Below are 13433 nucleotides of genomic sequence, written 5' to 3'. Positions count from 1 at the left end.
CCAGTTGTCCCGCCAGGGGCACCGCTGGTTGGCTACGTTCGGGTTGGATAACCGCTGAAAGCATCTAAGCGGGAAGCCATCTCTGAGATTAGGTTTCCAACACCCATTTGGGTGTGAAGGCCCCCTAGAGACTATGGGGTAGATAGGCCAGGAGTGGAAGCATCGTAAGGTGTTCTAAAGCTAACTGGTACTAATCGGCCGACACTACAAACAAACACAACACAAAACAAAGTGTTACGAGCATATGCAAACAACCCACACAATCATTTAGATTTGCAAGCAATCACTATGCAAATTCACTAATAATCCACACACAAAGAAAGTGATAACCCCAAAGGCATAACGAATCAGCCTGGGGTTGCCACACCAACAACAAACACTCACAAACAAAAAGTAGGGTTACAAACCCTAGCCGGTGGGTGGGTAGTGTGTGAACAACAAGTTTTGCGGGGGGCATAGCACAAGGGAAACGCCCAGTTCCATTCCGAACCTGGAAGCTAAGCCTTGTAGCGGCGAAGATACTCCACTCCATAGGGTGCGGGAAAATAGCACCCCCCCGCAAATCAACAACAATGTAGTGCCCCTGAACCAACACAAGTTCAGGGGCACCACTGGTTTAACGGCTCTTCTGTAAGTTGATTACTGGCTGGTCGCAGAAGAGGCTGTGGGTATCCTTCTTGCCTCTCCGACCGGTCACCGTTGCCATTGGAAGAGTCTGGCTCACAGCTCTTCTGAAGGGACCCACTTGCTTATTGAGATGCAGCGTGCGCTCTATCCGCTTACCTTCTGCGTCCAGCAGTGAATGCCCCGTAGATCAGCAGCACGATAAGGGAGCCACCGATGGCGACGAGCCAAGTCTGGATGGAGAAGAACTCCTCCAGTGGTGCATTGAAAAGCACCGAACCCAGCCATCCGCCAAGCATTGCGCCCACGACACCTAGAATCAGCGTCGCGAACCAGCCACCATTCTGCCTTCCTGGCAGGATGAACTTTGCGATTGCACCGGCTATCAGACCGAGTAACAGAAATGCTAAGAAACCCATGGCTATCTCCTTTCAAGTTCCAAGTCTGGTTGAGGAAGGGCTAACTACTTTTTGTCGAACAGGCCCTTCACTCCCTCTACGACTTCTTCTCCGGCGTCTTTGATCTTTTCGCCGGCGCTCTTTGCATCGCCCCGGAACTGCTTGCCCTTGCCGTGAGCAACCTTCTCGTCGTCCTCGGTCAACTTGCCCACTACTTCCTCAGCCTTCCCTTCGGTCTTGTCCTTGTTTGCTGAGAACTTCTCTTCTAAGCCCATTGCTTACCACCTCTTAGTTGTGACATCGTCTTTCGATGTCGGCTTCTAGCGGTGCGCCGTGATGCGCGCCTCAAATATGTCTATCAGTGCGCGGACCTCAGCTCAAGGGGGTGGCGCTCAGTGGCGTGGTGTGCCTTGCACCTTTGTTCCCGGCTGTGTGTACGTGGGATGAACAGGTAGTCTTGAGTTGTTCAAGTTTGCGTTTCCCGCCTCGTAGGTTTCAGGTAAGTAAAGGAAGCTAATGTCCGTTTTGGATTTGTTCGCTAACTATCGGATTGTTCCCATCGTTGTCCTACATAAGCCTGAGAACGCGGGTAAGCTGGCCGATGCTCTTGTCGAGGGCGGCCTCCCCGCAGCGGAGATTGCTTTCCGTACTCAAGGTGCTGAGCAGATCGTGCGCACTTTGGCTGACCGGGGGGACATGCTTGTCGGTGCGGGCACAGTTCTTAATGCGGACCAAGTCGATCTAGCAGTTGACGCGGGTGCCCAGTATGTTGCTTCACCAGGTCTAAGCATTCCGGTGCTCGAGAGGTGTGGGGAACTAGGTATTCCCGCCGTGCCCGGAGCCGCGACGGCGACGGACGTCCTCAACGCCCTCGATCTTGGCTTCAACATTGTGAAACTGTTCCCCGCGGCCGCAATTGGTGGGGTCTCAGGTGTCAAACTGTTGGCAGAGCCCTTCCCGACCATGCAGTTCATACCTGCTGGTGGCGTTGGGGCTGCGCACATTAAGGACTATCTGGGGTTGCGTTCCGTCCTCAGCGTTGGTGGATCTTGGATGGTTCCGGGTCAGGCACTTGGACGCGGCGACTTCAAGGAGGTTCGCGACCGCACGGCACACGCGGTTCGCTTGGCGAACTCGGTGCCGAAGCGCGCGAAGTAGCACAGCCCGCAGCCCGGGCGGTCCCGCTTAGCGGCGCGCTCTGTGCGCGTGCCCTCGTGCTTCGCAGCCCAGCCTTGCCGCGTCGGCGCTCACGCCGCCTGCACATACCGGCTATCCCACGCCACCCTGGCCAACGTCGCCGATATCAACATGGGTCGCCGCTAATTCACCCAGACATCGGCGACCCATGTTGATATCGGCGACGTTGGGTGGTTTTTGTGGTGATATCGGCGACGTTGGGTGGTTTGCGTGTTGACATCGGCGACCTGGGCCTCAGAACCTTCGCTCAGGTGCCAGCAGATAGCTGCTCACCGGCCGCCACATCGGCCCTCCTGGCGCCTGCGCGCGAAGTCCATGCGTTGAGAGATCGGCGGCAAGCAAGTGAGCGAGCCCCTCGGGGTCACTCAGGGAGCTGTACGGATATCGCACCAGTTTCCAGCCCGCCCGCAAGAGGGCATGTTGGCGATCCATCCACGATCCGAGTGCGTCCGCACCCATAGAGAGCTTGGTTCTCCCATCCATCTCAAGTCCTAATCCGATTTCCGGGAACCCGATGTCGAGGAAGAACCTACCGCCTGGCGTCGATACTGACATTTGAGGCACTGGGCGCGAAGCACTGCTTTCGTCGCCACGGAGCACCACATTTGTGAGCCAGTACAGTGCAGCCTCGCCAGAGTTCTGGGTGCCGCTATCTATTCCACGGATGATGTCCTGGGCTCGACGTGATTGTCGCTTGGCGATTTTTCGGCTGACCTCTTCGAGCAGTCCAAGTTTGACTTTGTCGGCTTGACGCCGAGATTCCGCTGAATCCCTCGGATCAAATGGCGCGATGGCCCGTAGTGCCATGGAGCATCCAACCCAAGCTTGCAGTGGATGAGCATAACGGGCGAGATCCAGCATTGCTTCTTCAATACTTACGACCGGTACCCATCGGACCATTTCGGTGTCTGCACGCAGCCGTATTCCCGCCAGGCGCCTCACATTGGAGACTGGCACTTTGTGGCCGTGCACTTCGACCTCGGGCAACTTCTTGAGTATCGTCCGAGACCCTGCGACGGGCGGCCAGTAGTGGACATCGGGAACATTCAGCCAGCTTTCTATCCCACGAATGGCCAAGGCTGCATCCATAGTCAAAGCCGCGATTGGGTGGTCGATATCGCCGATGGACGTTGATCGGGTGTGCACACTTGGTTGGTCGAGCATTACGGCAAGAGATCGCGCAATTGAGATCTCTCGCCGAACCTTCCAGCGTGCGGCTTCTTGCGGGATGGTTGAGACACGAAGGAAGTGACCCCTGCGCAGCAATACCGCGTGTGGATCGCGTTCGTTGCTACGAGATGCTGGCGACGCTCGAGTTGATCTAAGGAGTGTCGAGGCAGTGACCGGCTCAATGATGGTTTCTGTCATCTCGATATTCAGCTCTGGTGCCGAGTCGGAATCAACCGGCGATAACCACGCCTGCGGATAACGCCGGAAATGATGTTCTGGGGACAGCGGTTTGCTGTGGGTCCATGTCGCCGATGTCGCCATAGGTCGCCGCTGTTTGGCCGATTTGTCGGCGCCCCTTGTTGACTTCGGCGACGTTGGCGGTGGATGGTGTTGTTTTCGGCGACGGTGGCGGTGGATGGTGTTCGGTTGGTTAGGCTTCGGGCTCGGCTGGCTCCGGCTCAGGCTCCGGCTCCGGCTCGCCCTCCAAATCCCTCAAGAAGTTGTTCGCCCAATCGTCAATCGTGTGGTTCCAAACCTGGCGCTGCATCGCCCTCCACCGCTTGGAACGCTCCGCATAGGGGTCTGTCAGGGCCTCGATAATCGTCTCCTTCAAACCATCGAGGTCGTAAGGATTGACGATGTACGCCCGCTTCAACTCCCGCGCCGCCCCAGCGAACTCCGATAGCACGAGCGCGCCCGCACGCCCCGGGTGGCACGCAATATACTCCTTGGCCACCAGGTTCATCCCGTCGCGCAGCGGCGTCACCAGCATGACCGAAGCGATCCGGTACATCGCAGCCATCGTCGCCCTCGGGAAACCAGCGTGCCTGTAGGAAATTGCCGGCCGGCCCACCCCGCCAACCTGCGAGTTGATGCGCCCCACGAGCAAGTCAATGTCGTCGCGGAGCACGCGATACTGCTCCACGTCCTCGCGCGAAGGTGTTGCGACCTGCAAGAACACCGTCTCATCGGGATCCAACTGACCGGAGGCAAACAACTCTCCAACCGCGCGGATCCTCTGGCGCAAACCCTTCGTGTAATCCAGTCGGTCCACGCCGAGCAGGATGTTTTTCGGGTGGCCGAGCTCCTCCAACAACGCCTCCGACTCCGCCTTCACCTCGGGGCTCTGGGCGAGGTCGTGGAAGCCCTGCACATCAATCGAAATCGGGTACGCCCTCGCCGCACAAACATGGCTATCCTTCACGAAAACGCGGTAACGTTCCACGCGGTTGTCGGTGCGCTTGCGCACCAGACGCAGGAAGTTCTGCGCCCCCGCCGGGGTTTGGAACCCAACCAGATCGGCCCCGAGCAGCCCCTCGATGATCTGCCTGCGCCACGGAATCTGCTCGAACAGCTCGATTGGGGGGAACGGGATGTGTAGGAAGAAACCAATCTTCAAGTCCGGTCGCAACTCGCGCAACATGGCAGGAACCAACTGCAGCTGGTAGTCCTGCACCCACACGGTCGCACCGTGCCCGGCGCTCGCCGCCGCGGCCTCGGCAAAACGCTTGTTGACCTGCTTGTATGCGTCCCACCATTCGCGGTGGTACTCCGGGAACGCCACGGCGTCGTGGTAGAGCGGCCATAGCGTCCCATTCGAGAATCCCTCGTAGTAGTCCTCGACCTCGGCCTCCGACAACTCAACGGGAACAATCTGGTAGCCGTCGTGGCGGAACGGCTTCACGACCTCATCCGGAGCGCCGATCCACCCGATCCACGCCCCGCCCTTCTCCCGCATGAGAGGTTCGAGGGCGGTCACCAGGCCCCCGGGCGCAGTCTGCCAGGATGTGCCCCCGTCCGCGTCCGTCACTCTGTTCACCGGCAGACGGTTGGCGACGACAACGAAACGTGGGTCCGTCGTGGTTTCTGGCATGGTGCCTCCTTGGCTCATCTTCTCCTTACGGTAGCCGCTAAACGCCCGGCCCGTCACGCACTTCGCGTCGAGTGCACGGCGCGGGCCCCACAAATCTGGCACAGTGGGGGACATGAGCGAACCATGGACAGACGTCACGCCGGCCGCCGCGGCTTTCCCCGAATGCGTCGCGAGCCACCCGTCCCGCACCCTGGCAGCCTTCGACTTCGACGGCACGCTGGCGCGGATCACCCCGCATCCCGAGGACGCGGCGATGGTGGAGGAATCCGCCTCCGCCCTCGCGCGGCTCGCTGCCGAGGGCGTCCAAGTCGCCATCATCTCCGGGCGGCCCGTCGAGTCGATTGTTCGACTTTCCCGCGCCGCGGCCCGGCCCGGCCTTGCCAGTGCGATCCTCCTGGGGCAGTACGGCGCCGAGCGCCTCGACATGGCGACGGGACGGGCTTCCGTTCCTACGCCGCCTCTCGGAATCGCCTCGGCTAAGGCCGCGTTGTTGCAGGTCGCGGCGGCTTACCCCGGCAGTCACGTCGAGGACAAGGGACTTGCCGTCGCCCTCCACGTCCGCAACGCCGCCGAACCTGATATCGCTTTTGCCGAGGTCGAGGACGCGATGCGTGACACCGCTTCGCGCTATGGACTCACCGTGGAGCCGGGTCGCTACGTGTGGGAATTGCGCGGCGCCACCGTCACCAAGGGGGACGCGTTGGTGGCGCTTGTGGACGAGGTCGATCCCCTGGAAGTGCTGTTCGCCGGGGATGACCTTGGGGACATAGCGGCTTTTGATGCTTTGGGGCAAATCGCGGCGCGGCGCGGAACCTGCGCTGTCGTTTCCGGGTCGCCGGAAGCGCCCGAGGTCGCCGCTCGCGCTGACGTCCTCTGCGACGGGCCGGATGGGGTGGCTGCCTGGCTCACCGCCCTCGCCGACACTGTGGCGGGAGGCGTGCCGCGCTCAGTGTGACTGTATGCGCCCCCTTCTCTCCGCGAGATCGCTTAACTTGGCCACATAACAGCGTTATTCTGCTTGAAACTGGCGGAGTTAAGCGATCTCGCGGAGAGAAGGGGTGAGGCGCGGCGGGGGCGGGGCGGGGGCGGTCGGCAGGGGTTGGCTCTGCCCCTGTCAGGCTCCGAGCCGGGTTGCCAGGGCGGCCAGCCACTGGCTGGTCCCGCCCTCAACGCGAATCTTCACCGAGGGCCGCATGTCAATCGCTGTTGGCCCTTTGTTGATGACGGCGATGGGCATGTCACGCCGCTCCGCCCGGTTGACGAGCCGTACCCCCGTGTTCACCGCCAGTGAGGTGCCAGCAACTAGGAGAGCACTTGCCCCGTCAAGGATTTGCTCGGCGTGGGTGAAGACTTCGTAGGGGACGTGCTCGCCAAAGTAGACAACGTTGGGCCGCAGCATCCCGCCGCAAGCCGGACAAACAGGGACGGCCACGCCCTCCACGTCTGTCACGTCGGCGTCGCCGTCGGGGGTGATCTGGGCGTCGGCGTTGCGGTCGGCAAACCCGGGGTTTGCAGTGTCGAACCAGGCGAGAACCTCGGACAGATTCCAGCGGTGGTCGTGCTCAATGCAGCGGATGACCCGCCCGTTCCCGTGCAGTTCGGCGATATCGTGGCTTCCTGCGAGGGCGTGCAGGCCATCCGTGTTCTGTGTGATCACGCCTGACAGTAGGCCCGCGGCCTCCATGCGGGCGGTGGCCCGGTGGCCTTCGTTGGGTGCGATGTTTCGGGTTTGTAGTGCGCCTACTCGCGCGCCGCCCCAGAAGCGTTGGCGGTAGTGGTGGTCGGCGAGGAACTGCTGGACACTCATGGGTGCCCGCAGCGGAGCGCCTGTGCCGCGGTAGTCGGGGATTCCCGAGTCGGTGCTGATTCCGGCCCCGGTCAGGAGTGCAACCGGCCCGTCCGTGAACATCTGTGTCAACTCTTCGAGCTGTTGCATTGCTTGCGTCACCGTGGCAGCATCCCTTCTTTGGTCCTTGGTCTCTTGCCCTTGATCCCTAGTCCTCGTTCCAGCATAGGCCGCGTGCGAGCTGTTGGGGTCCTGCAGAATTGCTACTTCTGGAGGGCAAAAACGGTCGTTTGAGGCCGATCTGCTGCTCGACGGGTAGTTATTCTGCAGGGTGGCGGCGGTTCCGGGGTCCTGACATGCTCGACGGATAGTTACTCTGCCGGTCGGCGGCATGTCTGGGGTATCTGCTCAGCGCTCGTTGTGAAATGTATACGTGGGGGCCAAATGATCGCGTTGGGTAGTTACCCCAGAGGCACATCTCATCCCAACGTATACATTTCGCGGGCTGGCGTGTGGCGTGGCGTGGCGTGGCGTTGCGTGTGGCGGGGCGAGGGAGGGGAGGGGAGCGGGGAGGGGGAGCGGGGCGCGGTGAGCGGGGGCGCGGTGAGCGGGGGTGCGAGGGTGGGAGAGGTTAGGCCTGCGGGACCCGCAAGAATTTCTCCACCAACACCGTGAACCACTCCAACTGTGGCGTGATCGAGATGTCCGCACCCCGCGGCAGCCCCCGCAGCGCCTGGCGAATCACCGCCAGATACCCATTGATCAGCAACCGAATAATCACATCCGGGTCCCCGTCAAACTCAATCCCCAACCGGTTCACCGCCGGGATCAGCGCTTCCGCCACCTCATCGATGTAGGCCAAATCCGGCTCCGCCAGCGCACTTGGGCCGCCAGGGTTGCGCAGTTCATCAAGCTCCAGTTCCGTCATGACAATCTGCCACTCACGCTCTGTCTGCGGATCCACGATCACCGCCTCAAGAAGCTTCCCGAGGACGTCCGCCGTCACCGGTACCGGCACCTTCCCCTCACCGAGTTGAGCAACCGCGACTTTGACCAGCTCCAGCCTCCTGCGCATTTCCCTGTCCACCACAGCAGCGAACAACTCTTCTTTACTGTCAAAGTTGGAGTAGAAGGCCCCGCGCGTGAACCCGGCCTCAGCCACAATCGTCTCGATCGAAGCGCCAGCAAACCCGTCGCTGGCGAGTACTCGGAACGCCGCATCCAGCAAGCGCTGCTGAGTTTGCGTTCGCTTGGGAGAGAGTTCCTGCATGTCGTCACAACCTCCTGTCGATACAGTACTGTATCCGATACACTAGTGTATCGGAGCGTTTTGGGGTCTGGGAACGCTCATAACTATCGGGACGCAGAAGCATCAGGAGCGGGAATGTCCTCTTTCCTCTACTTAGCAGGTCGGCGCGCAGTCAAGGCCCGGAAAATGGTTGTCCTTGTCTGGGTTTCTGTCCTGACGGTCCTCGGCGGCCTCGTCTTCTTCAACATGGGCAGCCTCGACAACTCAGTGGAGATCCCCGGCACCGAGTCCGGGGATGCCCTTGAGCAACTCGCCGCCACCTTCCCGCAGGTGGCCGGCGCCTCCGCCCAGATTGTCGTCACCGGCCCGGGGGTCGTGGACGAGGGCGCCAGCGCGCAAGCCATCAACAACGCCACCGATGCCCTCACCGCTCTGCCGGCCGTGGACACCGTGACCCCGCTGGTGGACGAGTACACTCCCGCCGAAATCAGCTCCGACGACACCAGCGCCCTGATCACCATCCAGCTAACTGCCGCGCAAGCCAACGTCCCCGATGAGGTCAAAGACGAACTCCACGAAGTCACCGCCGCGCTCAACGCTGAGCTCCCCGAAGGCTCCAGCGCCTACCTGGGCGGCGCCCTGTTCGCCCAGGAGTTCCCCACACTGTCGGTCACGGAGGCCCTCGGCGTCGTGGTCGCCCTCATTGTCCTCATCTTCACCCTGGGCACCCTACTTGCAGCCGGCTTGCCGCTGATAACCGCGCTGAGCGGTGTCGGTGTCTCAATGGCCATCCTCTTCCTGGCCGCCAACTTCTTCACCATCAACGCCACCACGCCTCTGCTCGCCGTCATGCTGGGCCTGGCGGTCGGCATCGACTATTCCCTGTTTATCGTCTCCCGCCACCGCGACCAACTCCGCGCCGGGATCTCTGTCCCCGAATCAGTCGGCCGCGCCCTCGGCACCGCCGGTTCCGCCGTCGTGTTTGCTGGCATTACCGTGATGATTGCCCTGCTTGGTCTTAGCGTCGCTGGCATCCCCTTCCTCACCATGATGGGCGCAGTCGGGTCCGCCGCGGTCGGCGTGGCGGTGGTTGCCGCTCTGACGCTGCTGCCCGCCATCCTCGGCTTCGCGGGCCTGCGCGTCCTCACCAAGAAGGAACGCGCCGCCCTCGCCACCGGTGAAACGTCCGACCTGGTCGGCGGCGTCGCCCCGCCCACCCCAAACCGTTTCTTCAAGTTCTGGGTCCGCGGCGCCACGAAGCGCCCCGCGGTCACCACCGTGATCATTGTGGTGGTCCTCGGCGCGCTCTCCGTGCCCGCCCTCGGCCTACGCCTGGCCCTTCCTGACGCCGGGGTCCTTCCCGAAGGCAACGAAGCCCGCACGAACTACGAGGTCGTCGCCGAGAAGTTCGGCGAAGGCTTCAACGGCCCCCTCATCGTCACCATGCCGATCGTCACCTCCACCGACCCACTGGGCCTGATGGACAGTCTCAAGCAAGAGATCGAGGCGATTCCCGGCGTCGTCAGCGTCCCTCTCGCCACCCCCAACCTGACGGCCGACACCGGCATCATCCAAGTCATCCCAACCGGCGCCCCGGCCTCGGAAGAAACCCGCCAAGTGGTGTACGACATCCGCGCCCTCCACGACCAGCTCGCCGAAGAGTACGACGTCGACATCGCCGTCACCGGCTACACCGCCGTGGGGATCGACGTTTCCCAGAAACTCTCCAGCGCCCTTCTGCCCTTCGCGCTTGTGGTTGTCGGTCTCTCCCTAGTCCTGCTCACCATCGTCTTCCGCTCCATCGCGGTCCCGGTCACGGCTGCGCTCGGCTACCTTCTGACTGTCGGCGCCACCTTCGGGATCACGGTGATCGTCTTCGAGTGGGGCTTCCTAGCCGACCTCCTACAAGTCACCAGAACCGGCCCCATCATCAACTTCATGCCGATCGTCACCATGGGGATCCTCTTCGGCCTCTCCATGGACTATGAGGTCTTCCTGGTCTCCCGCATGCGCGAAGATTACGTCCACACCGGCCGCGCCCGCGCCTCGGTCACCTCCGGGTTCCTGGGCAGCGCCAAAGTCGTGACCGCCGCCGCCATCATCATGGTGTCCGTTTTCGCAGCCTTCGTTCCCGAGGGCGATATGAGCCTGAAACCCATCGCCTTCGGCCTGGCCATCGGTGTCGCCATCGATGCCTTTGTTGTCCGCATGACGCTGATCCCCGCCATCATGATGTGGTTGGGCGACCGCGCCTGGTGGCTGCCGAAGTGGCTGGACCGCGCCCTGCCAGTATTTGATATCGAGGGCGAAAGCGTGGTCCGCCAGCGCGCCCTCAAGGATTGGCCCGGCACTCCCGCCACCGCTGCCGCCAACGACGTGGTAGTGGACGAGGGCGGAACCGCGGTCTCCTTCCTGCTTCCCCCCGGCCAGTCCCTGCTCATCACCGGTGACACCCAGGAGGTTCGCCCACTGCTGCGAGCCCTGGCCGGCCGCGAAGCCCCCGTTTCCGGCACCCTCAAGGTTGCCGACCTGCTGATCCCGGAGCGCGCCTCCGCCGTACGCCGCCGCGTCGCTTACGTACAGGCCGGGCCGCCCACCACCGGGGGAGCCGCCCGGGTTCGCGAGCAGGTCGAACGTGCCCTGCGTGAGGGCGCCCCCATCATCGCCGTCGACCTGGGGGAGAACCTCAAGGCCGACGCTGGACTACTTGGCATTCCCGCCGCGGATGAGGGCGGCCCGATCCTGCTGGTCGGCGCCCGCACGGCCCCACCTAACCTCGATATCGATAACTGGCAAACCCTCAGCCTCACCACCACGCCCGCGCCGGCACAACTGCAGGAGGTGCAGTGATGACCACCCCAACCACTTCCGCAAACCCTCGCCGCAAGCGCACCATGCTGGTCGCTTTGACCGCGCTGGTCGCCCTCGCCCTCCTTGCGTTGTCGCTGGTGGGGATGCGCCCTGCCGCTGCTCATTCGCGGTTGGCCGCCGTCGTCAACAATGACGTTTCGGTCGAGGTCGAGGGCCAGATTGTCCCCATGGGCCGCCAACTCACGGCCGAACTGGTCAGTTTGGATGGTCCCTTCGAGTGGGAGATCACCACCTCCGACCGCGCCGCCGCTGGCCTTAGTTCGGGCCGCTACGCTGCGGCAGTGACCATTCCGCCGGAGTTTTCCGCCGACGTCACCTCCCTGTCATCGCTGTCGAACGCGGTACAGGCTTCGGTTGAGGTCGAGGTCGCCCCCGGCTCCTCCGCTTCCCGCGACACAGAGGTACAGCTGGAGGTGTGGAAGGCAACCGCCAACCTCGGCTCCATGATGACCGAAGAGTTCGTTGCCGGTGTCTTCGGGGGTCTTAGTGAAATGGGCCCGCAACTGCAGCAGGCCGCCGACGGCGCCCAGCAGCTAGCCGATGGGGCCGAGGACGCCCAATCCGGCGCCACCGCCCTTGCTGACGGCAACCGCGCGCTCGGTGAAGGCGCTGGTCAAGCCGCCGATGGTTTGGGACAGTTGGCGGCTGGCACCGACGAACTTGGCGCGGGCCTGGGACAACTGGCCGGTGGTGCGGGCGAGGCCGCAAGCGGTGCCAGTCAGTTAGCCGGGGGACTGAACCAGCTCTCAGCAGGTGGTCCCGCATTGGTCAGCGGCGGCACGCAGTTGGCCCAGGGGAGCCAGTCCTTCACAGACGGCCTCGAACAGTATGTTGCAGGGGTAAGTGAGGCGGCCGGCGGTGTCAACCAGTTGAATGACGCCGTGCAGCAGCTTGCCCCCATACTTGATGCGCTCAAGGATGCACTGGGCCAGGTTGACGGCAATGTTGAGGATCTGGTTGACCAGTTGTTGGCTCAGATTGAGGTTGTCTTGGATCAGCTGCCCGCCCTGCTTGATCAGCATTGCGTCGCCTACCCTGACAGTCCGCTCTGTGCGCCGGAGGTGCGAGCAGAGCTGGATGCCGTCCTCGCCCAGTGGCTAGTGGACTTGCGAGCTCAGATTGAAGCCGGGTTGAACCAGCAGATCATCGCGGAGATCCAGGCCGTCCTCGACCAAATCAATAGCGGCGTGGGGCAGATTGATGACCTACTCAGCGGCTTGCAGGCGTTGGCGGATGGCATGAACCAGCTCTCGGCCACCGGCACCCAGCAGTTGGTGCCCGGGGCCCGCGGGATTGCTGACGGCATGACCCAGTACGTGGGTGGCGTCAAGCAGTACACCGACGGCGTCTCCCAGATCGCTGCTGGTGCCGCGCCGCTTGCCGGGGGGATTAGCCAACTGGCCGATGGTGCAAGCACAGCCGCTTCCGGCACCGGTGAGTTGGCTTCCGGTGCGCGTCAAGCCCAGGACGGCGTTGGGCAACTGGCTGACGGCGCGCAGGCGCTTGCCAATGGAACTGACGAACTTGGCGATGGCCTGGGGCTACTAGGTGACGGCGCCGGTGAACTTGCAGACGGCCTTGCCATGGCTGGGGACGCGGTCCCGAGCGTGAGCGACGAGCAGGCCGCAGCCCTCGGTGAGGCTTTGGCCTCCCCGGTGCAGAGCCCAGTTGTTGCAGCCGGTCAGTCGGCAGCGCCTGCCGTGGCGCTGGGTCTGCTGCTGTGGCTGGCCTCCATGTTGCTGCAGAGCGTTTACCCCCCTGCCGCCACATACCTCGCTTCCTCAACGCGTTCGTCGGCGTTCCTTGCCGTTCGTGCCCTGCGACACCCGGCGCTGTGGTCGGGTGCGATCGGTGCGGTGGGCGGCGTCATTGTCGCCATTATTGGCTCGGCAAGCGCGGGCGGTTTCTTCGGCCTACTCGCCTTCGGGATCCTGGCTGGCCTGGTGTTCGCCGCCGTGCAACAGGCCCTGGCCCTAGTCTTGCCAAAGGGCTGGGTCACGGCCTCGGTCTCGGCCCTGGTTATCGGGGTTTCCGCAGCCTTGGCCCCAGCGGGCGTGTCCGCACTGGGTAGCCTTGCGGGCATGCTCCCGGCGGGCCTCGCGGGTGAGGTGTTCGCGGGCGTCCTCGTCCCCGGCCTTGGTTCCATCGCGGGCGCCGCGGTGCTGCTGGGACTGTGGGGGGCACTGGCCGTGGTGATTTCCATTGTCGCAACCAGTTCGAAACGGAAGAATCCCGAGGTCGCAGCAGCAGCCGCCGCCGGATAGG

The 13433-nt window shown here is 62.9% G+C and carries 10 protein-coding genes and 2 rRNA genes; 6 read left to right on the top strand and 6 right to left on the bottom strand.

All coding sequences use genetic code 11. The features are described 5' to 3' along the window. Together IDL90_RS11225 and rrf are read left to right on the top strand one after the other, a co-directional pair. A 23S ribosomal RNA gene (locus tag IDL90_RS11225) occupies nucleotides 1–215 on the top strand; the annotation flags it as partial. Between the two features lie 230 nt (nucleotides 216–445). Then, nucleotides 446–562, top strand: a 5S ribosomal RNA gene (gene rrf, locus IDL90_RS11220). A 217-nt stretch (nucleotides 563–779) separates the two neighbouring features. Here rrf and IDL90_RS11215 read toward each other — a convergent pair. Further along, the gene (locus tag IDL90_RS11215) at nucleotides 780–1043 is read right to left on the bottom strand and encodes a GlsB/YeaQ/YmgE family stress response membrane protein (RefSeq protein WP_187995530.1); all 264 of its coding nucleotides are present in this window, start codon (nucleotides 1041–1043) and stop codon (nucleotides 780–782) included. 44 nt (nucleotides 1044–1087) lie between these two features. After that, nucleotides 1088–1297, bottom strand: a complete 210-nt coding sequence (locus IDL90_RS11210) for a CsbD family protein (protein ID WP_187995528.1) — start codon at nucleotides 1295–1297, stop codon at nucleotides 1088–1090. Nucleotides 1298–1538: 241 nt separating this feature from the next. Here IDL90_RS11210 and eda point away from each other — a divergent pair, with 241 nt between their 5' ends. After that, the gene (eda, locus tag IDL90_RS11205; RefSeq protein ID WP_187995526.1) at nucleotides 1539–2180 is read left to right on the top strand and encodes a bifunctional 4-hydroxy-2-oxoglutarate aldolase/2-dehydro-3-deoxy-phosphogluconate aldolase; all 642 of its coding nucleotides are present in this window, start codon (nucleotides 1539–1541) and stop codon (nucleotides 2178–2180) included. Nucleotides 2181–2453: 273 nt separating this feature from the next. On the opposite strand, the gene IDL90_RS11200 is transcribed toward eda, so the two are convergent. Both IDL90_RS11200 and IDL90_RS11195 read right to left on the bottom strand, forming a co-directional pair. Beyond that, entirely contained in the window at nucleotides 2454–3587 is a 1134-nt protein-coding gene (locus IDL90_RS11200) for a hypothetical protein (RefSeq protein WP_187995524.1), read from the bottom strand. Nucleotides 3588–3819: 232 nt separating this feature from the next. Then, a complete protein-coding gene (locus IDL90_RS11195; protein ID WP_187995522.1) occupies nucleotides 3820–5262 on the bottom strand; it encodes a trehalose-6-phosphate synthase in 1443 nt (480 codons plus the stop codon). A 112-nt stretch (nucleotides 5263–5374) separates the two neighbouring features. On the opposite strand from IDL90_RS11195, the gene otsB reads away from it, so the two are divergent. Next, entirely contained in the window at nucleotides 5375–6217 is an 843-nt protein-coding gene (otsB, locus tag IDL90_RS11190) for a trehalose-phosphatase (RefSeq protein ID WP_187995520.1), read from the top strand. A 159-nt stretch (nucleotides 6218–6376) separates the two neighbouring features. On the opposite strand, the gene IDL90_RS11185 is transcribed toward otsB, so the two are convergent. Continuing rightward, on the bottom strand, nucleotides 6377–7210 hold the full coding sequence (locus tag IDL90_RS11185; protein WP_223175329.1) for a Sir2 family NAD-dependent protein deacetylase: 834 nt from the start codon (nucleotides 7208–7210) through the stop codon (nucleotides 6377–6379). 469 nt (nucleotides 7211–7679) lie between these two features. Next, a complete protein-coding gene (locus tag IDL90_RS11180) occupies nucleotides 7680–8318 on the bottom strand; it encodes a TetR/AcrR family transcriptional regulator (protein WP_187995518.1) in 639 nt (212 codons plus the stop codon). A gap of 114 nt (nucleotides 8319–8432) precedes the next feature. Here IDL90_RS11180 and IDL90_RS11175 point away from each other — a divergent pair, with 114 nt between their 5' ends. After that, a complete protein-coding gene (locus IDL90_RS11175) occupies nucleotides 8433–11147 on the top strand; it encodes an MMPL family transporter (RefSeq protein ID WP_187995516.1) in 2715 nt (904 codons plus the stop codon). Next, nucleotides 11147–13432 (top strand): hypothetical protein, encoded by a 2286-nt coding sequence (locus IDL90_RS11170; protein WP_187995513.1) that lies wholly within the window; start codon nucleotides 11147–11149, stop codon nucleotides 13430–13432. Before IDL90_RS11175 ends, IDL90_RS11170 begins: the two co-directional genes overlap by 1 nt. Nucleotide 13433: the final 1 nt, after the last annotated feature.

It is taken from the genome of Schaalia sp. JY-X159 (genome assembly GCF_014525425.1).
Taxonomy (GTDB): Bacteria; Actinomycetota; Actinomycetes; order Actinomycetales; family Actinomycetaceae; genus Scrofimicrobium.
This window is presented reverse-complemented; position numbering and strand designations above follow the sequence as displayed.

Bases quoted from the DNA above. Each gene is read 5' to 3' on its own strand.
- IDL90_RS11215 (WP_187995530.1), bottom strand. From the start codon at position 1,043: ATGGGTTTCTTAGCATTTCTGTTACTCGGTCTGATAGCCGGTGCAATC.
- IDL90_RS11210 (WP_187995528.1), bottom strand. From the start codon at position 1,297: ATGGGCTTAGAAGAGAAGTTCTCAGCAAACAAGGACAAGACCGAAGGG.
- eda (WP_187995526.1), top strand. From the start codon at position 1,539: ATGTCCGTTTTGGATTTGTTCGCTAACTATCGGATTGTTCCCATCGTT.
- IDL90_RS11200 (WP_187995524.1), bottom strand. From the start codon at position 3,587: ATGACAGAAACCATCATTGAGCCGGTCACTGCCTCGACACTCCTTAGA.
- IDL90_RS11195 (WP_187995522.1), bottom strand. From the start codon at position 5,262: ATGCCAGAAACCACGACGGACCCACGTTTCGTTGTCGTCGCCAACCGT.
- otsB (WP_187995520.1), top strand. From the start codon at position 5,375: ATGAGCGAACCATGGACAGACGTCACGCCGGCCGCCGCGGCTTTCCCC.
- IDL90_RS11180 (WP_187995518.1), bottom strand. From the start codon at position 8,318: ATGCAGGAACTCTCTCCCAAGCGAACGCAAACTCAGCAGCGCTTGCTG.
- IDL90_RS11175 (WP_187995516.1), top strand. From the start codon at position 8,433: ATGTCCTCTTTCCTCTACTTAGCAGGTCGGCGCGCAGTCAAGGCCCGG.
- IDL90_RS11170 (WP_187995513.1), top strand. From the start codon at position 11,147: ATGACCACCCCAACCACTTCCGCAAACCCTCGCCGCAAGCGCACCATG.